Annotated in this window: 19 protein-coding genes and 1 tRNA gene; 16 read left to right on the top strand and 4 right to left on the bottom strand. The window is 45.4% G+C overall.

The window, feature by feature from the left end; all coding sequences use genetic code 11:
• The first annotated feature begins 116 nt into the window (after nucleotides 1–116).
• The gene (locus MADE_RS18095; RefSeq protein ID WP_020744448.1) at nucleotides 117–1334 is read left to right on the top strand and encodes an MFS transporter; all 1218 of its coding nucleotides are present in this window, start codon (nucleotides 117–119) and stop codon (nucleotides 1332–1334) included.
• Nucleotides 1335–1475: 141 nt separating this feature from the next.
• Entirely contained in the window at nucleotides 1476–2291 is an 816-nt protein-coding gene (locus tag MADE_RS18090) for a mechanosensitive ion channel family protein (RefSeq protein ID WP_020744447.1), read from the top strand.
• 99 nt (nucleotides 2292–2390) lie between these two features.
• On the opposite strand, the gene gloA2 is transcribed toward MADE_RS18090, so the two are convergent.
• Nucleotides 2391–2774, bottom strand: a complete 384-nt coding sequence (gene gloA2 / locus MADE_RS18085; protein WP_015068319.1) for an SMU1112c/YaeR family gloxylase I-like metalloprotein — start codon at nucleotides 2772–2774, stop codon at nucleotides 2391–2393.
• A 31-nt stretch (nucleotides 2775–2805) separates the two neighbouring features.
• Nucleotides 2806–3756: an aldo/keto reductase gene (locus MADE_RS18080; RefSeq protein WP_020744446.1), complete on the bottom strand. Its 951-nt coding sequence runs from the start codon at nucleotides 3754–3756 to the stop codon at nucleotides 2806–2808.
• 253 nt (nucleotides 3757–4009) lie between these two features.
• On the opposite strand from MADE_RS18080, the gene MADE_RS18075 reads away from it, so the two are divergent.
• The 4 genes from MADE_RS18075 (at nucleotide 4010) to MADE_RS18060 (ending at nucleotide 7629) form a co-directional block, all read left to right on the top strand.
• A complete protein-coding gene (locus MADE_RS18075) occupies nucleotides 4010–4552 on the top strand; it encodes a lipocalin family protein (RefSeq protein WP_020744445.1) in 543 nt (180 codons plus the stop codon).
• 96 nt (nucleotides 4553–4648) lie between these two features.
• Complete coding sequence (pyrC, locus tag MADE_RS18070) at nucleotides 4649–5695, top strand: dihydroorotase (protein WP_020746733.1); 1047 nt, start codon at nucleotides 4649–4651, stop codon at nucleotides 5693–5695.
• A 120-nt stretch (nucleotides 5696–5815) separates the two neighbouring features.
• On the top strand, nucleotides 5816–7195 hold the full coding sequence (gene dbpA, locus MADE_RS18065) for an ATP-dependent RNA helicase DbpA (RefSeq protein WP_023559949.1): 1380 nt from the start codon (nucleotides 5816–5818) through the stop codon (nucleotides 7193–7195).
• 35 nt (nucleotides 7196–7230) lie between these two features.
• A complete protein-coding gene (locus tag MADE_RS18060; protein ID WP_023559948.1) occupies nucleotides 7231–7629 on the top strand; it encodes an ACT domain-containing protein in 399 nt (132 codons plus the stop codon).
• 180 nt (nucleotides 7630–7809) lie between these two features.
• Here MADE_RS18060 and MADE_RS18055 read toward each other — a convergent pair whose 3' ends face one another.
• Nucleotides 7810–9876: a M13 family metallopeptidase gene (locus MADE_RS18055; RefSeq protein WP_023559947.1), complete on the bottom strand. Its 2067-nt coding sequence runs from the start codon at nucleotides 9874–9876 to the stop codon at nucleotides 7810–7812.
• Between the two features lie 263 nt (nucleotides 9877–10139).
• Between MADE_RS18055 and MADE_RS18050 the strand changes: the two genes are divergently transcribed.
• From MADE_RS18050 to nusG, 5 genes are all read left to right on the top strand, one after another.
• Entirely contained in the window at nucleotides 10140–10763 is a 624-nt protein-coding gene (locus MADE_RS18050; protein WP_020746731.1) for an RraA family protein, read from the top strand.
• A 257-nt stretch (nucleotides 10764–11020) separates the two neighbouring features.
• Nucleotides 11021–12862, top strand: a complete 1842-nt coding sequence (locus tag MADE_RS18045) for an ABC transporter ATP-binding protein (RefSeq protein ID WP_020744441.1) — start codon at nucleotides 11021–11023, stop codon at nucleotides 12860–12862.
• A 167-nt stretch (nucleotides 12863–13029) separates the two neighbouring features.
• Nucleotides 13030–13106 (top strand) — tRNA-Trp (locus MADE_RS18040).
• 80 nt (nucleotides 13107–13186) lie between these two features.
• Nucleotides 13187–13564: a preprotein translocase subunit SecE gene (secE, locus tag MADE_RS18035; RefSeq protein ID WP_020744440.1), complete on the top strand. Its 378-nt coding sequence runs from the start codon at nucleotides 13187–13189 to the stop codon at nucleotides 13562–13564.
• Between the two features lie 4 nt (nucleotides 13565–13568).
• The gene (gene nusG / locus MADE_RS18030) at nucleotides 13569–14120 is read left to right on the top strand and encodes a transcription termination/antitermination protein NusG (protein ID WP_015068310.1); all 552 of its coding nucleotides are present in this window, start codon (nucleotides 13569–13571) and stop codon (nucleotides 14118–14120) included.
• Between the two features lie 833 nt (nucleotides 14121–14953).
• On the opposite strand, the gene MADE_RS18015 is transcribed toward nusG, so the two are convergent.
• Nucleotides 14954–15256, bottom strand: a complete 303-nt coding sequence (locus tag MADE_RS18015; protein WP_020744435.1) for a hypothetical protein — start codon at nucleotides 15254–15256, stop codon at nucleotides 14954–14956.
• Nucleotides 15257–15503: 247 nt separating this feature from the next.
• Here MADE_RS18015 and rplK point away from each other — a divergent pair, with 247 nt between their 5' ends.
• The 5 genes from rplK to rpoB all read left to right on the top strand — a co-directional run bounded on the left by rplK (nucleotide 15504) and on the right by rpoB (nucleotide 22246).
• Nucleotides 15504–15932, top strand: a complete 429-nt coding sequence (gene rplK / locus MADE_RS18010) for a 50S ribosomal protein L11 (RefSeq protein ID WP_015068306.1) — start codon at nucleotides 15504–15506, stop codon at nucleotides 15930–15932.
• A gap of 4 nt (nucleotides 15933–15936) precedes the next feature.
• Nucleotides 15937–16632 carry a 50S ribosomal protein L1 gene (rplA, locus tag MADE_RS18005; RefSeq protein ID WP_020744434.1) on the top strand — a complete coding sequence of 232 codons (696 nt, stop codon included), beginning with the start codon at nucleotides 15937–15939 and terminating at the stop codon, nucleotides 16630–16632.
• A 306-nt stretch (nucleotides 16633–16938) separates the two neighbouring features.
• Nucleotides 16939–17457, top strand: coding sequence for a 50S ribosomal protein L10 (gene rplJ / locus MADE_RS18000; RefSeq protein WP_023559945.1), 519 nt, complete (start codon nucleotides 16939–16941; stop codon nucleotides 17455–17457).
• A 57-nt stretch (nucleotides 17458–17514) separates the two neighbouring features.
• Complete coding sequence (rplL, locus tag MADE_RS17995) at nucleotides 17515–17892, top strand: 50S ribosomal protein L7/L12 (RefSeq protein ID WP_015068303.1); 378 nt, start codon at nucleotides 17515–17517, stop codon at nucleotides 17890–17892.
• A 325-nt stretch (nucleotides 17893–18217) separates the two neighbouring features.
• On the top strand, nucleotides 18218–22246 hold the full coding sequence (rpoB, locus tag MADE_RS17990) for a DNA-directed RNA polymerase subunit beta (protein ID WP_023559944.1): 4029 nt from the start codon (nucleotides 18218–18220) through the stop codon (nucleotides 22244–22246).
• The last annotated feature ends 50 nt before the right edge of the window (nucleotides 22247–22296 follow it).

The raw sequence follows: 22296 nt of genomic DNA, 5'->3' as shown, positions 1-22296 counted from the left end.
ATGTATTTTTAAGAAGTTTAGCGAGGTTAAGTAAAACCTCTAACACAGCATTTGTGAGACAGACTATGCCCAATCATGATCCTAGTAGCAGAATTATCAGATGGTTGACCTACCTAATGTTTATGATGTTTGCCATGACGTCAGATTCTGTAGGTGAGATTATTAAAGAAGTGAAAGTGGCTTTTTCTGTCACCAATGCACAGGCCAGCTTAATGCACTCTTTACCAATGCTGGGTATAGCATTATCTGGGTTGTTCCTAGGCTTTCTAGCTGACAAGTTAGGACGTAAACCGACCATTATTATCGGCCTCGCGCTCTTTGGGCTTGCTTGTTATAGCTTCCTAATTGCTAACGATTTCATGCTGATTGTTAGTTTAATGAGCCTTTCTGGCGTTGCCGTTGGCATATTTAAAACCGGCGCCCTTGCATTAATTGGTGATATATCTTCATCCACTAAACAACATACTGCAACAATGAATGGAGCCGAGGCATTTTTTGGTGTGGGTGCGATTATTGGTCCACTTATCGTTGCTTATCTTATCCACCAAGGCGTAGCGTGGCAGTGGCTTTATGTGATTGCAGGTGGCGTTTGTACGGTACTTATTATTGGCGCTTTACTTGTTAAGTACCCCGACTATTCTCGACACACAGAGTCGGGCGAGAAAAAAGTATCGATTGCCCAAAGCCTTAAGTTAGTAAAAAACCCCTATGCATTAGGCTTTTCGATAGGGGCGTTTTTATATGTTGCGGCGGAAAGTGCAATTTATGTGTGGATGCCAAGCTATCTGGTGTGTGATGCCACCACATTGAAAGCAACTTACGATTGTTACACAGAAGGTTTCTCACAAACCTTGGCAATATATTCAGTCACTGCCTTTTTTATTCTTAGAGCGGCGGGGCGATTTGTGGGCATTTGGATGATGTCTCACTTTAACTGGTCACTGGTTCTTATGTTATTTACTGGGGCGATAGTATTGTGCTTTGGTTTAGGGCTATGGGGCGGCAAACAGCTAGCGTTATTCTTATTCCCACTAACGGGTATCTTTATGTCGGTTATTTACCCCACCTTTAATTCCAAAGGAATAAGCTGTTTCCCTAAGCATCAACACGGTAGTGTCGCAGGCGTAATTTTGTTCTTTACTGCTGCGGGCGCAGCGGCAGGGCCCTTCATCATGGGCTTGGTAAGTGACGCGAATGGCGGAGATGCTAAATACGGATTCATGGTGGCGACAGGCTTTGCTGCGCTGCTATTTGTTGGGTTGGTATACAACTATGTTAAAAACCCGACGAAAGAGCGTCTGGCTGAGATTGAAGCAAGCGAATACGCTAATTAAATTCACTATTAGCTAACACCTTTCTTAATCGGCTTATCAGCCCTACATTCACACGTGCCGGTCTTGCTACCGGCACTGGTTTTTCCCCACGTTGTTGTTTAAGCTTCAAATATTCACATCTCACATTCGTAATAACGCTCAATGGATGAATTAAAACAAGCGCAGGCACTCTACGACACCCTGGTAGAATTTGCCGTGACCTACAGTTTTCAAATTGTGGGTGCCATCATCATTTTTCTTATTGGCTGGTGGGTAGCTAATAAAATAGGCCATGTGGTTGAAAACCTGATGGTCAATAGAAATATCGACGTCACGCTAAGCCGTTTTACCGGCGGGGTGTGCAAGTTGGCGGTATTGGGTATCGTTATCATAATTGCACTTGGCAATGTGGGGATCAGCGTAACGCCGCTCATCGCCGCATTAGGTGCTATCGGTTTAGGCGCGGGATTAGCCATTCAAGGCATGCTAGCAAACTACGCTGCGGGCTTTACCATTATTATTACCCGTCCCTTCGTTATTGGAGATACCATTCGGGTTCGCGGTGTTGCAGGCGTGGTCGACCAAGTCATGCTGCCCTATACCATCCTTATCGATGAAGATAACGTGCACATTCAAATTCCCAACAAATTAATTGTGGGAGAGATTCTTCACAACTCGGCAGAAAACATGCTGATAGAGCTTGAGATTGGCGTAGCATATTCAAGCAATGTAGATGATGTCATAAAGGTAATTCGCGCCGCTGTTGAACAAGTAGAAGGCATTAGTGCAGAAAAGTCACCGGCAATAGGCGTAGATAATTTTGGCGATAGCAGTATTAACTTCGGAGTGCGGGTATGGGCGCCCGCAGTGAGACATTTTGAAGTCCGTTATGCGTTAAATCGGGCCGTCTTTAATGCGCTGCAACAGCACGGTATAGATATTCCATTCCCGCAGCGAGAAGTGAGAATGCTCGACTAGTTTCGTATTAACCGCGCGTTAAACGCGTTCAATCATTAATAAAGTGCCGAATGAACAGTTGATGTTTTTCGGCATTTTATTACCTCTACCTGTAGCCACTTAAAGTTCGTAAAGCTCTAATGGCAGACCGTCCGGGTCCTGGAAAAACGTAAAGCGCTTTTGGGTATATTCGTCCGTGCGTACGGGCTCACATTCCACCCCTTTACTCGTTAGTTGATGAATCACTTCATCAAGCGCATCGACTTTAAACGCGAGGTGTCTTAAGCCCTGAGCCTCAGGGCGAGATGGTCTTTTAGGCGCATCAGGGAACGAAAATAGTTCAATCTGACTACCGTCAGGTAATGCAAGGTCGCACTTATAAGACTGCCTGGCTTCTCGATAATTTTCATCAATTACCGTAAAGCCAAGTACGTCGGTGTAAAACGCTTTCGAGCGGGGATAGTCGCTACATATTACGGCCACATGGTGAAAGCCTTTTAACATATTTTTTATCCTTTAATATGCGTATTTAGGTTTACGGCATCTCTTGTCCGCGCGCTACTTCAAATAATTTGTACCAGTGTTCGCGGCTAAGATGAACATCTACGGCTTTTTGACTCGCCTTAATTCTTTCGATATTGGTACTGCCTAAAACCGGCGCAATGTTAGCAGGGTGTCGCATAAGCCACGATAAGACAATCGCTTCGGCCGTCGTTTGGTATTCACTTGCAAGTTGAGCAACAAGGTCAGCGGTTGCACGTTCTTCGCTGTTTTCTGTCTTTGCACCTGTGTACTTTCCTTGGGCTAAGCTACCCCATGCTTGAAGTTGTACGTTGTTCAGCATGCAGTACTCAAGCGTCCCTGGCGCATAACCCGTATTACGGTTAGCAGCGCTGTTGGTAGTAATGCCATCCTCAAGCCAATCTCTAAAGCCAAGGCTCATCTCTAATTGATTGGCAACAATAGGAGTAGAGAGCGCAGACTGAAGGTAGTTAATCTGGTGTCCGTGCATGTTCGAAACGCCCACGTGCTTAATCTTCCCTTGTTGTTGAAGTAGCTGAAGTGTGCCCGCCACCTCTTCTAACTCCATAAGAGGGTCTGGACGGTGAAGTAGCAACGTATCTAATTGCTCAATGCCAAGCCGGGTAAGAATACCCTCTACAGAGTTATGGATATGGTTGGCCGAAAAATCGTAGCGCTTTGGTCCCAAATCATCGTCAAAACGTATTGCACACTTAGATTGGATAATCATGTTATCTCTTAAACTAGGTGCAGCTTTTAACGCTTCGCCAAAAGCGATTTCTGCTTTTCCAAATGTATAAATGTCAGCGTGGTCAAAAACGTTGATGTTGAGGTCTAAAACCGTGTCTATGACCGAGCGTGCTTGTGTAATATCGGCTTCAGTAACTGGCGAATTATTCCAACCGCCCCCTAAGCCCATGCATCCATAAATCAAGCGGCTTGCATGTGGGAAATGTTCATTCATTTGTTCTCCTCCTTGTAAGACGGCAGCAAATGGATAAGACGTTAAGCTCACTTAGTACCCGTATTCACTCATTGCCAATATATTAGGCAATGTAATATGGGCTATCCCATAATAGAAGCGAGATTAGATGAGTTTATTTCGTACTTCGACAGCTAACCTAAGTGTTTATGGTGCAGTAAAATTGTTTTAGATCACAACAGGTAATTTAGCGTTATCAGTTTATAACCGTATTATATCGCAGTGGAGAGTGTGTATGTTTAAGAAAATCGGTGTCGGGTTCTTAATGAGCGTTTTGCTTGCCGGCTTATCGGGGTGCACAGGCGTACCTGATAAAGTTAAACCCATTCAAGGCTTCGAACTACCTCGGTATCTGGGGGAATGGTATGAAATAGCCCGGTTTGACCATAGCTTTGAAGAAGGATTAACAGAAGTCACTGCAACCTATAGCATGCGCGACGACGGGGGCGTTAAGGTTATCAATCGTGGGTATTCAAAAGAAGCCGGCACATGGGATGAAGCCGAGGGCAAAGCATACTTTGTAGAGTCAGCTTCAACGGGGCACCTTAAAGTGTCGTTTTTTGGCCCCTTTTACGCCAGTTACGTCATTATGGAACTAGACAAAGAAGACTATCAGTACGCACTGATAACTGGGCCTGACAAAGATTACTTGTGGATTTTAGCGCGCACGCCTTCAATATCGAAGAACGTTCGCGCTCAGCTACTAGAGAAAGCCACGGCGGCTGGATATGACGTAAGCAAGCTGATATGGGTAGAGCATGGGCAAGTAGACGCATAGCGCTTTTTCAGTCGAGTTGTTCTGCGCGCAATAAGTTAATTGTGTTATTATTGCGCGCATAGACGCTGTTTGATTAGGTACTAAGAGAGACTCGGCATGCAAACCCTCACCATTACTACGCCAGATGACTGGCACCTTCACTTTCGCGATAACGAAATGCTGGCAGAGACGGTCCCTGCGACTGCGCGTTGTTTTCAGCGCGCTATTGTTATGCCAAACCTTGTACCGCCGGTGGTCAATGCCGAAATGGCAATGGCTTATAAGTCGCGTATTGAAGCGGCTCGTCCAAACGGGAGCAGCTTTGAGCCACTTATGACGCTGTTTCTTACGAATCAAACCACGCCGCAGGATATTATTGATGCAAAACAGGCAGGCGTTACCGCGTGTAAGCTTTATCCAGCAGGCGCCACCACAAACTCAGATGCCGCTGTAAAAGGTATTCAGGCTTTATACCCTGTGTTTCAAGCCATGCAAGAACAAGGCTTGTTGTTACTTATTCACGGTGAAGTGACCGAACATCACATTGATATTTTTGACCGTGAGAAAGTGTTTATCGATACGCATTTAGCGCCTATTGTTGAGGCATTCCCGAAGCTGAAAGTGGTGTTTGAGCATATTACAACGGCTGATGCAGCAAGCTTTGTGGCGGGTGCGAGCGAATATGTGGGGGCAACCATTACACCGCAGCATTTGCTTTTAAATCGCAACGACTTATTAGTTGGCGGCGTACGCCCGCACAATTACTGCTTACCTGTGCTTAAGCGCAATACCCATCAACAAGCGCTGCGCGACATGGTGGCAAGCGGCAATAAAAAATTCTTTTTAGGTACAGATTCAGCGCCGCACGCGAAGCACAAAAAAGAGAATGCTTGCGGATGTGCAGGCTGTTACAGCGCATGGTCGGCCATTGAGCTTTATGCCGAAGTGTTTGAGCAACTAGGCGCAATAGATAAGCTAGAAGGTTTTGCGAGCCATTATGGCGCAGATTTTTATGGTTTAGCGCGAAATACGACTACAATGACGTTAGTTAAAGAATCGTGGACAGTGCCTGAACAAGTAACCTTAGCTGATGGCACCGATATGGTTCCATTTTTTGCGGGGCAAACCCTACAGTGGAAATTAGAAAAGGCATTTCAAGCATAGTTCTGGTCTTTTCACGTGCCTTAGGGAACCTCTCCACTAGGGCATAAACCCTCTTTTATACCCACACCGCTAGGTTCATCATACCGAACAGGATGAAGTGCACCTTTGGAACCCAAATTAATGACAGTTGAAACAGTAAAGCAATTAGATATAAATCCCGCCATCACAAAGGCATTGGACTCACAAGGCATTCACCAGCTTTCTCCTATTCAAGCCCAATCGCTTCCCGACGCTCTACAGGGCAAAGATGTGATTGGTCAAGCGCAAACCGGGAGTGGTAAAACGCTTTGTTTCGTAATTCCCGCGCTTGAAAAAATTGAAGTTAATGACTTCTCAACTCAGGCGATAATGTTGTGCCCAACTCGTGAGCTTGCAGAACAAGTCGCGCAGCAGTGTCGCTCTGCGGCGAAAGATATAGGTAACATCAAGGTGACAACCTTGTGTGGTGGTCAGCCGATGGGGCCGCAGATTCAGTCTCTCAAACATAGTCCTCATATTATTGTAGGTACGCCGGGTCGCGTAATGGATCACGTTGAAAAACGCCGTATAGATTTGCGTAATGTAAAACTGCGTGTGTTAGATGAAGCCGATCGCATGTTAGATATGGGCTTTGAGGATGACCTACGCATTATCTTTGGTCAAACGCCAAAGCAGGTGCAAACCCTGCTGTTTTCTGCCACTTTCACTGAACAAATAGAGCGTGTGGCTAAGCAATATCTGCACAATCCGGTAACCTGCAAAGTTGAGTCTCAAGAGAATAAGCCTGCCATCACTCAGCTGGGATACAACGTACTGCCTCATACCCGCACGCAGGCACTAAAAGCGGTGTTAACGGAATATCAGCCTAAAAATGCCATTGTTTTCTGTAATCGTAAAACGCAGGTAAATGACGTAGTTGATGAACTGATAGAAGACGGTTTTAGCGCTAAAGGGCTTCAGGGAGATATGGAGCAGCACCAAAGAACCTCAGTGTTAATGCAGTTTGCCAGCGACTCACTGCAAGTGCTAGTTGCCACCGATGTAGCCGCTCGCGGACTAGATATCGACGATGTTGCCTGTGTTATCAATTACACTGTAAGCGAAGAGCCCGAAACCCATATTCACCGTATAGGACGTACAGCGCGAGCTGGGGCGAAAGGCATGGCCATAACGCTGGTAAGTGAGGAAGAGGAGCATTTCCTAAGAAAAATAGAAGTGCTACAGGAAAGTGATATTCCGCTAAAAGGGGCGCAAAGCCTACGCTTTCATAAAAACAAAATTACCCAGCCCGAGTTTACTTGTATTTCATTGAGTGCCGGTAAAAAAGAAAAGCTTCGTCCTGGTGACTTAGTCGGAGCGTTGACCAAAGATGCGGGTATTCCCGGCGATGACCTAGGTAAAATTAAAGTTCAGAACAGCATGAGTTTTGTAGCGGTGAAAACGCGAAGCGTGAAAAAAGCCATGACGCAGTTCAGAGAGGGCAAAATTAAAGGAAAGCGTATTAGAGCAAGAAAGCTTTAAAGACTGCAAGACAACTTTAAAAAGGCAAGGTGCTTATGGTCGCTGAAACAGACTTGACTGTGTTATTGAAAAACTTAAACCCTGTAGCGAGTAGTGAAAATTATGTTTTCACGACCTTACCAGCTAACAAGTTGACCAATACGCTTGTTTCAGCGGCGAAGGGCATGTTTCAAGAACGAGAGGGCACTACGCTTATCTTGCCGTTAGCTGCAGCTAAGCAAGCGGAACTGCAATTTGAAGGGTGTTATTGGTGTATAACCTGTGAAGTGCACTCAAGTTTAGAAGCCGTAGGGATGACAGCAGCGATGTCTTCGGCGTTGGGAAAAGCGGGGATTAGTGCCAATGTGGTAGCCGCTTATTACCACGACCACATTTTTGTGCCTTTCGAAAACGTTGATTTAGCGCTTGAGGTCTTAGCCTCATTGTCTCATTAATGCCGCAGGCTCTTGGCCAGTGAAAATGCATGAATAAGCGTTGGCATTGAGCAGTATCGTGCGCCGCAGTAAATTATTACTACTTTATTATCGTTACCCAACAAAAAAAGCCCCAGTTTGGTGAACCAAACGTGGGGCTTTAGCTATTGTGTTTTATGTGCGCTACTCAATCAGCTCGACTTACCAAATTTTCACGCGTTCTTCGGGTGGTAAATACAACGCATCGTCTTCGGTCACGTTAAACGCTTCGTAGAATTCAGGTACGTTGCGAACAGCACCGTTAGTGCGGAACTTCGTAGGTGAATGGGTATCGGTTTGTACTTGGCTGCGCAAGGCTTCCTCACGGTATTTGCTGGCCCACACTTGTCCATAACCAATGAAAACACGCTGGTCGCCAGTGAAGCCGTCTAGTTCAGGGGCTTTTTCACCATCAAGCGACAAATGATAAGCTTTTAAAGCGATACTGATACCGCCAAGGTCGCCAATGTTTTCACCGAGCGTATATTCACCGTTTACGTGTAAATCAGGCAAAACTTCAAATTGGTTGTACTGTTCAACCAAGTTTGCTGTACGTGCTTCAAACTCGCCGCGATCTTCATCAGTCCACCAGTTTCTAAGTACGCCATCACCGTCGAACGTTGAGCCTGAATCGTCGAAGCCGTGACCAATTTCGTGACCAATAACCGCGCCAATACCGCCGTAGTTAACGGCATCTTCGGCGTTCATATCGAAAAACGGAGGTTGAAGGATAGCGGCTGGAAATACAATCTCGTTTAGCGGCGGGTTGTAGTAAGCATTAACCGTTTGCGGTGTCATTCCCCATTCATGGGTCCACACTGGGCCGCCTTGTTTCTTAAGCATTTCTTCGTAAAGTACATCTGAAGAACGCTTAAGGTTTCCGAACAAGTCGCCGGCTTTAACCGTAAGGGCTGAATAATCTCTCCACTGGTCTGGGTAACCAATTTTTACGGTAAACTTAGATAGCTTATCTAAGGCTTGGGCACGGGTTTCATCCGTCATCCAGTCAAGGTTTTCAATACTTTCTTTGTACGCCAAGATCAGGTTATTTACCATTTCCATCATGCGTTCTTTCGCGGCTGGTGGAAAATGCTGCTTCACATAAACCTTACCAATAAGCTCGCCCACGTGGGCATTTGATAGACTCACCGCTCGGCGCCACTGTGGCTGCTGTTCTTCTACGCCGCGAAGTACTTTGCTGTAAAAGTTGAAGTTTGCTTCATCTAATTCAGCGCTTAGGCGACCGGCCGAAGCATTCAATAGGCCCCATTTAAGGAAGGTCTTCCAATCTTTTAGCGACGTTTCTGCAATAACACCATCAATGTTTTGCATATAGTCTTTTTGCAAGATACCTAATGAAGGAATGTCGCTAACGTCAGCTTCGGCAAGATAAGCGTCCCAGTCGAACTTAGGCATTAATGCTTTTAGCTCTTCAATGGTTAGCTTATTGTAGTTGGCGGCAAAGTTACGGGCTTGCTCTTTTTTCATGTGCAGTTGAGCTATTTTAGTCTCAAGTGCGAAAAGCATATCAGCGCTTTCTTTAGGCGCTTCGAAACCGGCTAATTCAAACATGGTTTGGATATGTTTAACGTAGGCATCACGGATAGTTTGTGATGATTCATCATCGTCAAAATAGTACTCACGTTCGGGCAGCCCTAAGCCCGATTGCCATGTATACATTAGATATTCTTTTGGCGATTTAAGGTCTGGGTACTGGGTAAGGCTAAAGGGTGTACCATATCCATAGCGTGCCGCATAGGCAAAATATTCAGCCAAATCTGTGTAGTCTTCAATGGTGTCTATTTTTGCAAGCTCTGGCTTAAGGGGCGTGGTACCCAGCTCATTACGCGTTTCCATGTCCATATAAGCACGGTAAAAGTCACCCACTTTTTGCTCATCGCTTCCGGCTTTAAAGTCGCCTTCGGCTGAGGACTTAATGATATCCATAACGTGATCTTGCGCTTCGTCGCGAAGAATAACGAACGCGCCATAGCTAGATTTATCTGCTGGTATTTCAAAATTATCAAACCAGTTACCGTTTACGTAGCGGAAAAAGTCATCACCTGGGTCAACAGACAGGTCCATATTCTCTTTTATGACACCTGATGAAAGCTGTTGTTGGGCTTCTTCAGTGGCCGCGCTTTGTGACTGTTGTTCTGTTGATGAATTTTGTGGGCTACAAGCTGTTAAGGCCAGTGCCACGCTTAAGCTTAAAACGCTACGTAACATATGGGGCTTCCTTTTTTAATTCTATTAAGCAGTTATTAACGCTGCTTATTGTTCTTAGCGTGTGATGAAACCCGTTTTATTTCTTCTGCTGAAAAGCAAAAGTGATACGGACACGCTTTTTGTTTTTTCTCGCTAACTTTTAGCATGGCGGTGGTAATAGAAAAAGTGTTTATAGTGAAAATACACAGCTTGTAACAACTTGTAAGGCTAAATTCGCTATAGTGTTTTTGTTCTGACCTCATCACAACATTCAAGGAACGGCTATGGAGTTACACAATACCCCTTTTGATAGCGTATCACCTTGCGAGTACGCCGACGCGCTGCCAAGGAATCAGTTCATGCATTACGCGATAAAACCTTTGTGGGAAGATATGCCTCGCATTGCAGGGCCGGCATTCACTGTAAAGTGTGAGCCCGGTGATCACCTTATGCTGCATGCGGCCATCTATCGCGCAAGTCCTGGTGATATTATTGTGGTGGAAGCCGACGATGAGTTTGCTGTGGCCGGTGGTAATGTATGTGCTATTGCGCAATCTCGCGGAATAAAAGGTTTTGTTATCGATGGCGTCATTCGCGATATTGCTGAAACACGGGACAATGCGTTTCCAGTTTTTGCGCGTGGTGTTGTGCCTAAGCCGGGAGCGAAAAAATGTATCTCGCCACTTAATCAGACAATATCTTGCGGTGGCGTAACCGTGGAAGGGGGAGATATTATTGTTGCAGATGAAGAGGGGATTGCGGTTATACCGCAGGCAGAAGCACTTGGCGCGTTTGAAATAGCAAGACAACGCGCAGACAAAGATAGCGCAATGTCTCTTGAACAATGGCAAGCCGAACATTCAGAAAAAGTAGAAAGTATTCTTGCTAAGCTGGGTTATGAAGACTGAATTAAACCCTAGTTAGCCTTTTGCCACGTTGTCCGCCTTTATCCGTATGGGGCGTGCAGCGTAAAATGGGCCGATGCAAAACTTTTTTATCGCGGAGTTCTTGCAATATCGATAAATATTAAGCGATTTTAAACCGGCTTTGCGGTGAAAATACGCCGCAAAGTTCAACACCTTCTCTTATATCGTGTAGAATTGTGCCCCAGCATTTTTGGGCATACGTAAACGTGCTCTGTCATTGAATTAAAATCGAGTTCTACATGTTTTCATTTTTCGAAAAGCTTACCCAGCCTTTTCCTGATACGTCTCCTAGTCAACCGCCGAAGGGCTTAGTGGCTTTTTGTAAGTATTATACTCAAGGCATGTGGGGCGTGATCCTTACTGTTTCCGTGCTCAGTGCAATCGTTGCCATGCTAGAAGTGGCACTGTTTGGCTTTCTAGGGCAGCTGGTAGACTGGTTTTCCGAGCAAAATCGCGAGACATTTTTGGCTGACCAAAAGTTTACGCTTATTGGGATGGGGGTTACGGTACTTGTTCTTATTCCCCTGTTTATATTGCTTCGCTCCCTATTTTCCCGTCAGTCTTTAATGGGTAACTACCCCATGCGAATTAGATGGCAAGCCCATCGGTATTTACTGGGGCAAAGCTTAACCTTCTTTCACGATGAATTTGCAGGGCGTGTGGCCACCAAAGTCATGCAAACCGCGCTATCGGTGCGAGAAACCGTGACCAAGGTACTCGACCTGTTGGTGTATATCAGCGTGTACTTTATCTCGATGGTGGTACTCATTTTTAGTACAGACTGGCGTTTAGCCATGCCGCTTATTGTATGGTTTTTTGTCTATATTGGTATTTTGAAGGTATTGGTACCCAAACTAAAAGAAGTGTCTCAAAAGCAGGCCGATGCACGCTCGCTAATGACAGGGCGTATTGTGGATAGCTACACCAATATCACTACCGTCAAACTGTTTTCTCATAGCCGCCGAGAGGCCGACTATGCCAAAGAAAGCATGGATGGTTTTCTGCAAACCGTTTACCCGCAAATGCGTTTAGTGACGGTATTAGAATTCTGTGTGGAAATGGCTAACGCTATTCTCATTTTTACCATAGGTGCATTATCTGTGTATCTATGGATGGAAAATATCGCAAGCCCTGGTGACATTGCTATTGCTATTAGCCTTTGTTTACGACTGAACGGTATGTCGCATTGGGTGATGTGGGAAGTCTCTGGGCTATTTGAAAACTTAGGCACAGTGCAGGACGGCATGAATACCTTAGCACAACCTATCGCCGTAAAAGACAAGCCTAAGGCCGACGCGTTACAAGTCAACGGTGGTGGTATCAAGTTTGATGATGTGGACTTCTCATACTCGGGCGCAGACGATAAGCCAATTGATGTTTTTACCAATTTAGACTTGACCATTAAGCCAGGCGAAAAAGTGGGCTTAGTAGGGCGCTCTGGGGCGGGTAAATCGACCTTGGTTAATTTGCTTATGCGTTTTTACGACACCCAAAGCGGCCGTATTATTATTGATGGGCAAGACATTACCGACGTCGGGCAAGAAACCCTACGCGCCAAAATTAGCATGGTGACCCAAGACACCTCCCTAATGCACCGTTCGGTAAGAGATAATATTTTATATGGCCGTACTGATGCGACGGAAGAGGATATGATTCGCGCAGCCAAACAGGCTGAAGCACACGACTTTATTCTTACCCTTACCGATAGCTACGGAAGAACAGGGTACGACGCCCATGTGGGGGAACGCGGCGTGAAGCTTTCAGGGGGTCAACGTCAGCGTATTGCTATCGCCCGCGTGTTGTTAAAAGATGCGCCAGTGTTGGTACTTGACGAGGCGACCTCGGCGCTCGATTCAGAGGTAGAGGCAGCCATTCAAGCGTGCTTAGATAAAGTAATGGAAGGCAAAACGGTTCTCGCCATTGCCCACCGTTTATCGACCATAGCCCAAATGGACAGGCTTCTGGTGCTAGATAAAGGCAGTATTGTAGAGCAGGGGACGCACGCGGAGCTTATCGCACACAACGGTATTTATGCCAAGCTATGGGCACATCAAACGGGCGGTTTTATTGGCGTTGAATAGGTGGCATTCTAAATGGAAAGCAATCGCAGATGGGAGAGATAAACCGCTTGTATCTTGAAAGTGGTTAAGTATAATACGCGTCCCTCCCTTGCGATACCGCACTTTCCTTAGAAAAGACGCACAACTCCCAAGGGCAGTGTAAGTAAATTTTGTCTTTTAGACACCACAGGGGTGTAGTTCGAATTGGTAGAACAGCGGTCTCCAAAACCGATGGTTGGGGGTTCGAGTCCCTCCACCCCTGCCAAATTTACTTAATCTACGAATTTTAAATTGCGCCTTCAAAAAGCGCGTAAAACAACGACGCTGTAGTGCTAGGATCGTAACATGAGCGAAAAGACGGAAAATCAGTCCAATGCGTTGGACATGTTTAAATGGGTAGTGGTTTTTGCACTACTTGCCGGTTTAGTAACCGCTAATACAATGTACGGTGAGATTTCGGTACTATACCGTGCCATCGCGATTGTTGTAGTTGTTGGTATAGCTGGTTTTATCGCGGCAACGACTGAAAAAGGTAGTACCTTCTTGAGCTTTGCTAAAGAGTCTCGCACAGAAGTTCGCAAGGTAGTATGGCCAACGCGTCAAGAAGCGAACCAAACTACCCTTATCGTACTTGCAGCGACGTTAGTTATGGCACTAATTTTATGGGGACTAGACGGCATCATCGTTCGTGTAGTTGGCTTTATTACTGGAATAGGAGCATAAACGTATGTCTGAAGAAGAAGCAGTAAAGAAAAGATGGTACGTAGTTCAAGCCTATTCGCAATACGAAGCTCGCGTTAAAAAGACGTTGCTTGAATACATTAAAATGCACAACATGGAAGACTACTTCGGTCAGGTACTAGTACCAACAGAGGAAGTTGTTGAAATGCGTGCAGGTCAAAAGCGTAAATCTGAGCGTAAGTTCTACCCGGGTTATGTATTGGTAGAAATGGCGATGACCGAAGAGTCATGGCACTTAGTGAAAAGCGTACCTCGCGTACTAGGTTTCATCGGCGGCACCTCTGACCGTCCTATGCCAATTACGCAGAAAGAAGCAGACGCTATCCTAAATCGTCTTGAAGAAAACGTTGATAAGCCAAGACCGAAAACATTGTTCGAGCCAGGCGAAGTGGTTCGCGTTACCGATGGTCCATTTGCCGACTTCAATGGTGTGGTAGAAGAAGTAGACTACGAAAAGAGCCGCGTAAAAGTATCGGTACTTATCTTCGGTCGTTCTACACCAGTAGACCTAGAATTTGGTCAGGTAGAAAAAGGCTAAGCCTTTTCTGCCTAAGAGTTTCGAAAGAGCCCCTACTACATAGGGGCTCTTTTATTTGCAGAACACCCAAATAGAGTTTCTTCTTTAAAAGATTACTAGCAAAGCAATAGAAATAGGCAGGCCGTGTAAGCTATGGCAAACCCATTTCCTCTAAGAACGACATTTCGCTAATAACTGTTAATGTTTTAATTAGGCCTTTTCAGGTGGATAGGAAAGCTATAACTTAGGGAAGATATGATGAAAGCGGTCAGTACTACCCACCATTTATAATCTTCACTAACTAATAAACCAATAGTTAAAGCGGTTACGAATAGGAAAGTTGTAACAATTATACGCGCAATTTTAAAGCGCTCGAACTGGTCTATATGAGCTCTTGAACTAAATAGCCGGATCCAAAGTATCGCTGCAATCCCTGAGTAATTGATTAAAAGTAAAAGGCTATTACTTGCAATAAACGCACTAAAGGAAAACAGGCTTAGCATAGCACAAGCCATGTTAAGCCTTGATAAAGGTGATAAACCCATTTATTCCCCAATTTTGTTTTACCTATTATTTAATAATAAGTGTTAGAGCACTTTGACCGGAACAATAATTTTGAAAAAGCCCCAAAGGGGCTCGTTCGAATTAAATAAGCCAGAAGTAACAACTGATGAGCGAAAGAAATATGAACAGAAAATGTAGCACTGTAGCAGTCTTCTCTGAAATCTTATCGCTCTCATTAAAAGAGTCCCAAAACCCTACACCTAGCGCACGTTTTAATATTAGGTTCGTCCCACAAACTAATAGGGTCCAAATTAAAACAGCTTGGATATCTACCATTATAAACTCGACCTTCATTCATCTGTTGTCATTAAATCCTCAACTTCCGATGCCATACTTGTTATCGCCCCCGAAATCAAACCTCCGCCTACAGATGTTGCGAGAGAGCTAAAACCTTTAACAGGACTCAAAGCGCCAGCACCCATTCCGGCAAGTGTTCCTGTAGCGATACTACTAAACGTCGCGCTCCGTCCACCACCTATAATTGCACCGTAGAATCCACCTATTCCACCGGCAAGTGCGCCTAGAGCATTGGCCCAAAGAGCACCAGAAACTTGCGAGATCTCATCTTTGTTTAACTCAGTTAGTTTTTCCATTGTTAATTAATCCTTATTTAGATAAATATAGATGACTCCGCACGGCCTGTGTGAAGCTATCCAAACTTTGAATCACTTTCATGATGAAAAATACTGACCTTTCGATGGTTTTTTATTCTAAATAGCCCTTGCATAGTAATTAATCACCTTATATAATGCGCGCCCTTTTAAACGGAAACGGGAAGCCGATTGAGCAAATAATCTCTGTATTTGCGAGGCGTTAGACCCAAACAAGAGAGCATGTAAAATGGCTAAAAAAGTAAGCGGTATTATTAAGCTTCAGGTTGCAGCTGGCGCTGCTAACCCGAGTCCACCGGTTGGTCCTGCACTAGGTCAGCACGGTGTGAACATCATGGAATTCTGTAAGGCTTTCAACGCGAAAACAGAAAGTCTTGAGAAAGGCGCTCCGGTACCAGTAGAAATTACGGTATACGAAGATCGCTCTTTCACATTCGAAACTAAGACTCCTCCTGCGTCTTACCTGCTTAAGAAAGCAGCGGGCATCAAGAGTGGTTCTGGCCGTCCTAACACTGAAAAAGTGGGTACTGTTACTCGCGCTCAGTTGGAAGAGATCGCTAAAACTAAAGAGCCAGACCTTACTGCAGCTGATCTAGATGCAGCGGTACGCACTATCGCGGGTTCTGCTCGCTCAATGGGCTTGAACGTAGAGGACTAATCGAATGGCTAAATTAACTAAACGTGCTCGCCTAGTACGCGACAAAGTTGACTCTACTAAAGAATACGAAATCAACGAAGCAGTAGCGCTTCTTAAAGAACTAGCAACAGCTAAGTTCGCAGAAAGCGTAGACGTATCTGTTAACCTTGGTATCGATGCGAAGAAATCTGATCAAAACGTTCGTGGTGCAACTGTACTACCAAACGGTACTGGTAAAGACGTTCGCGTTGCAGTATTCACTCAAGGTGCAAATGCTGAAGCAGCGAAAGAAGCGGGTGCGGACATCGTTGGTATGGACGACTTAGCTGAGCAAGTTAAGAAAGGCGAAATGAACTTTGACGTAGTAGTTGCTAGCCCAGACGCGATGCGTGTTGTTGGTCAACTAGGTCAAATCTTAGGTCCACGTGGCCTTATGCCTAACCCTAAAACTGGCACTGTAACGCCTGACGTTGCAACGGCAGTTAAGAACGCTAAAGCTGGTCAGGTACGCTACCGTAACGATAAGAACGGTATCATCCACGCTAGCATCGGTAAGATTGCGTTCGAAGCGAACCAAATTCAAGAAAACCTTGAAGCGCTACTTGAAGCATTGAAGAAAGCTAAGCCTTCTTCTGCTAAAGGTACATACATCAAGAAGATCAGCCTAAGCACAACAATGGGTGCTGGTGTTGCTCTTGATAAGGCTTCTGTAGGTCTTTAATTTCGCTGAGCGAATGCTCATCGAAATCTCTTAAAGGTTATGGGTTGGAGCTGTGTAAATTAGCGGTGCTAATAAGCAGCTCCCGTCCTAGACCGCAGGTGCGGTGTGGTGAAAGAGGTAAGAGAACTTTCACAGTCAACACACTGCTTAATAGAACAACCTGCGCAGACGGTGGTTTGACTCAGACTCTCTGGGGTAACAAACACCGTAGAGCGGTATCGACCATGAGGGTTGGTATCAATCTGTGAACCCTGACCGCGTAAGTAGGTAACTACGAACAAGGTCAGATACAAAGAGGTGAACTCAGTGGCACTAGGTTTAGCAGCAAAAAAAGAGATCGTAGCAGAAGTTTCTGAAGTTGCGTCTCGCGCTCTATCCGTAGCCGTTGCTGAATACCGTGGGATGGAAGTTAGCGATCTGACTGAGCTACGTGTTAAAGCTCGTGAGCAAGGCGTATACCTAAAGGTTGTACGTAATACTCTTGCGAAGCGTGCTCTAGCAGACAGTCAATTTGCAGACTTAGACAGCGCCTTAACTGGTCCGCTTATCTATGGTTTCTCTATCGACGCACCAGGCGGTGCGGCACGTCTTTTCAAAGACTTCGGTAAGACTAACGATAAGCTTAAAGTTACTGCACTTTCAATTGGTAGTGGTCTTCTTGGTCNAGAGAANTTGGACGCAGTTGCAGCTCTACCTACCCGCGACGAAGCGCTTGCGAAACTACTTGCAACCTTCAAAGCACCAGTTGGGAAATTCGTTCAAACAATCAACGAAGTTCCTGGCAAGTTTGTGCGCGTATTGGCGGCGGTCAAAGACACCAAGTAATTGGCGTTTTTGGCATATTGATTTTTTTAACATTTTATACCCAGGAGTTTAGAGAACATGGCTCTAACTAAAGAAGATATCTTAAACGCAATCGCTGAAATGCCGGTAATGGAACTGGTAGAACTAATTGAAGCGGCTGAAGAGAAATTCAACGTATCTGCTGCAGCTGCTGTTGCTGTTGCTGGTCCAGCTGCTGGCGGCGACGCTGCTGCTGCAGAAGAAAAGACTGAATTCGACGTTGTAATGACTTCATTCGGTGGCAACAAAGTTGCAGTTATCAAAGCAGTTCGCGGCGCGACTGGCCTAGGTCTTAAAGAAGCTAAAGAAGTAGTTGAGTCTGCTCCTAAAGCTATCAAAGAAGGCGTAAGCAAAGATGAAGCTGAAGCACTTAAGAAAGAGCTTGAAGAAGCTGGTGCAGAAGTAGAAATCAAGTAATCTGACGTAGTCAGATTATTGCCTGAGACGGCAAGGCTGGTGGTTTTTTGAACCACCAGCCTTTTTGCGCTGTATAGTGTGTAGAAACTAACCCTTGGTTACACTACTTAAAGCGCCATTCGGAAATACCCATAAAAAGCATAAAAATCCAACAAGTTAACTAATAATTGGTTAAATTTTGTTGTATGCTGGTGTATCTGCCCGAAAAAGGGTTGTGGAAGTTTGTTGCTTAGTGCGCCATTTGAAACGCAGCTTTTAGCCCATAGCACGCGTTTTAAAGCATTTTGCAGCAGGTTGGGTCATAAATCAGCAGGCTGAGGAACCCATGGTTTACTCTTATAGCGAAAAGAAACGTATCCGTAAGGATTTTGGCAAACGCCCACAGGTATTGGAAATTCCATACCTTCTTTCAATTCAGCTTGATTCTTTCAAAAAGTTTATTGAGACCGATCCGGAAGCTCAATACGGTTTGGAAGCAGCATTTCGTTCCGTTTTTCCAATTAAAAGCTACTCAGGTAGTTCAGAGCTTCAGTATGTAAGCTACCGCCTGGGAGAGCCAGTTTTCGACGTTAAAGAATGTCAAATTCGTGGCGTAACTTTCTCTGCTCCATTAAGAGTAAAACTACGGTTAGTGTTGTTCGATAAAGACGCTGCCCCAGGTACCGTAAAAGATATTAAAGAACAAGAAGTGTACATGGGCGAGATCCCATTGATGACAGAGAACGGTACGTTCGTTATCAATGGTACTGAGCGTGTTATCGTGTCACAGCTACACCGTTCACCTGGTGTATTCTTTGATCACGACAAAGGTAAAACCCACTCGTCAGGTAAAGTGCTATATAACGCACGTGTAATTCCTTACCGTGGTTCGTGGTTAGACTTTGAGTTTGACCCGAAAGATAACCTATTTGTACGTATCGACCGTCGTCGTAAGTTGCCTGCAACGATTATTTTACGCGCACTTGAAATGACGTCTGAAGAAATCCTAGATACTTTCTTCGACAAAGTTAATGTACGTATTGATAAAGACAAGTTGATGATGGAAGTGGTGCCAGATCGCCTACGTGGTGAAACGGCTGCATTTGACATTATCGATGGCGAAGGCAACGTGGTTGTTGAAACCGGTCGTCGTATCTCAGCGCGTCATACACGTGCGCTAGAGAAAGCGGGTCTTAATGAGCTTGAAGTTCCAGCTGATTACCTAATTGGCCGCGTATACGCCGCTACTTACGTAAATGAAGACACTGGCGAAGTTATTGTAAGCGCGAACGAAGAACTTACCCTTGAAAACCTAGCGGCACTTAGCCAAGCGGGCATCAAAGAGTTCGAAACGCTTTACATTAACGAACTCGATCACGGTTCATATATCTCAGATACACTGCGTATCGACTCTTCAACTAATCGCTTAGAAGCGCTAGTTGAAATCTACCGTATGATGCGTCCTGGTGAGCCACCAACAAAAGACGCAGCAGAAACCTTGTTCGATAACTTGTTCTTCTCAGATGAACGTTACGACCTATCTTCTGTTGGCCGCATGAAGTTCAACCGCCGTTTAGGTCGTGAAGAACTTATTGGTTCAGGCACACTAGATAAAGAAGACATTATTTCTGTAATGAAGCAGCTAATAATGATTCGTGACGGTAAAGACGAAGTCGATGATATCGATCACCTAGGTAACCGTCGTATCCGTTCTGTTGGTGAAATGGCAGAGAACCAATTCCGCGTTGGTCTTGTACGTGTAGAGCGTGCAGTTAAAGAGCGTCTAAGCTTAGGCGATCTAGACAACGTAATGCCACAGGACCTAATCAACGCTAAGCCTATCTCGGCTGCGGTTAAAGAGTTCTTCGGTTCATCTCAGCTTTCTCAGTTCATGGACCAAAACAACCCGTTGTCAGAAGTAACGCACAAGCGTCGTATTTCTGCATTAGGCCCGGGTGGTCTTACACGTGAACGTGCAGGCTTCGAGGTTCGAGACGTACACCCGACTCACTATGGTCGTCTATGTCCAATCGAAACGCCGGAAGGCCCGAACATCGGTCTAATTAACTCATTGGCAAGCTTCGCGCGTACCAATGACTTCGGTTTCTTAGAAACGCCTTTCCGTCGTATTGTTGACGGTGTGGTAACAGACGAAATCGATTATTTATCTGCAATTGAAGAANGTCAATTTGCAATCGCTCAGGCTAACATTGCGNTGACTGAGAATGGCGAGTTGGTTGACGACCTAATTCCTTGTCGTCACCGCGGTGAAACTACTTTGATGCCGACTGAAGACATCAAATACATGGACGTTTCACCACAGCAAATCGTTTCAATTGCGGCAAGCATTATTCCGTTCCTAGAGCACGATGACGCAAACCGTGCACTTATGGGTGCGAACATGCAACGTCAGGCAGTACCTACACTACGCGCTGATAAGCCGCTAGTTGGTACCGGTATGGAAAGAACTATCGCGGTTGACTCAGGTGTTACTGTAGTTGCTAAGCGCGGTGGTGTGGTTGACTATGTTGATGCCAGCCGTATCGTAATTAAAGTAGACGAAGATGAAATGCTTCCAGGTGAAGCAGGTATCGATATCTACAACCTGACTAAATACACGCGTTCTAACCAGAACACTTGTATCAATCAGAAGCCTACCTGTAGCGTTGGCGACCCGATTGTTACTGGTGACGTGCTAGCTGACGGTCCTTCAACAGACCTAGGTGACCTTGCACTTGGTCAGAACATGCGTATTGCGTTCATGCCTTGGAATGGTTACAACTTTGAGGATTCAATCCTTATTTCTGAGCGTGTAGCACAGGAAGACCGTTTCACTACAATCCACATTCAAGAGCTTAGCTGTATCGCTCGTGATACTAAGCTTGGGCCAGAAGAAATTTCTTCTGATATCCCGAACGTGGGTGAATCTGCACTAAGCAAGCTTGATGAATCAGGTGTTGTTTACATTGGTGCGGAAGTGAAAGGCGGTGACATCCTAGTAGGTAAAGTAACGCCTAAAGGTGAAACTCAGCTTACGCCAGAAGAGAAACTACTACGTGCAATCTTCGGTGAAAAAGCGTCTGACGTTAAAGATACGTCGCTACGTGTACCTAACTCTGTTCACGGTACCGTAATTGACGTTCAAGTATTTACCCGTGACGGTGTAGAGAAAGATAAGCGCGCGCTTGAAATTGAAGACATGCAGCTACGTCAGGTTAAGAAAGACCTTACTGACGAGTTCGAAATTCTTGCAGACGGTATTTTTGCTCGTGCACAAACTGCGCTTCTACGTGCTGGTGTTGACCAAGCTAAGCTTGACAGCCTACCGCGTGAAAAGTGGTTTGAAATTGCACTTAACAGCGAAGATGCACAGCTAGAGCTAGACCAAATCGCTGATCAACACGCTGAAATTAAAGCGGACTTCGATAAGAAGTTTGAAACTAAGCGTCGTAAGATCACACAAGGCGATGACCTAGCACCTGGCGTACTTAAGATTGTTAAGGTTTACCTTGCGGTTAAGCGTCACATCCAACCGGGTGACAAGATGGCCGGTCGTCACGGTAACAAAGGTGTTATCTCGACTATCCAGCCTGTAGAAGACATGCCATACGATGCTAACGGTACGCCGGTAGATATCGTTCTTAACCCACTAGGTGTACCGTCTCGTATGAACATCGGTCAGATCCTAGAAACGCACTTGGGTATGGCTGCACACGGTCTTGGTGTGAAGATTGATCGCATGATTAAAGAGCAGCGTGAGCTGGCTGAACTGCGTGAGTTCTTGAAGAAGGTGTACGAGCTTGGTGAAAATCACCAAGAAGTTGACATCGATAACTTCACAGACCACGAAGTACGTCGCTTAGCGGAAAACCTTCGTAAGGGTGTTCCAATTGCAACACCAGTATTTGATGGTGCTCGTGAATCTGAAATCAAAGAAATGCTGAAGCTTGCTGATATTCCAGAAAGCGGTCAGATTTCATTGTTCGACGGTCGTACCGGTCGCGAGTTTGAGCGTCCAGTTACGGTTGGTTACATGTACATGCTGAAACTGAACCACTTAGTAGACGACAAGATGCACGCGCGTTCTACGGGTTCTTACAGCCTTGTTACACAGCAGCCTCTTGGTGGTAAAGCACAGTTTGGTGGTCAGCGCTTCGGTGAGATGGAAGTGTGGGCACTTGAAGCATACGGTGCAGCATATACCCTTCAGGAAATGCTTACTGTTAAGTCAGATGACGTTAACGGCCGTACCAAGATGTACAAGAACATCGTCGATGGCGACCACAGAATGGAACCTGGCATGCCAGAATCATTCAACGTACTACTTAAAGAAATTCGCTCGTTGGGTATCAACATCGAGCTTGAAGAAAAGTAATACGGCAATCGCCGCGTAATGTTATGAGATGGCCCGGCGCTTGCGCCGGG

Origin of the sequence: Alteromonas mediterranea DE (genome assembly GCF_000020585.3) — a bacterium.
GTDB lineage: Bacteria > Pseudomonadota > Gammaproteobacteria > Enterobacterales > Alteromonadaceae > Alteromonas > Alteromonas mediterranea.
The sequence above is the reverse complement of the archived record's forward strand: the minus strand, read 5'-3'. Positions and strand labels throughout refer to the sequence as shown.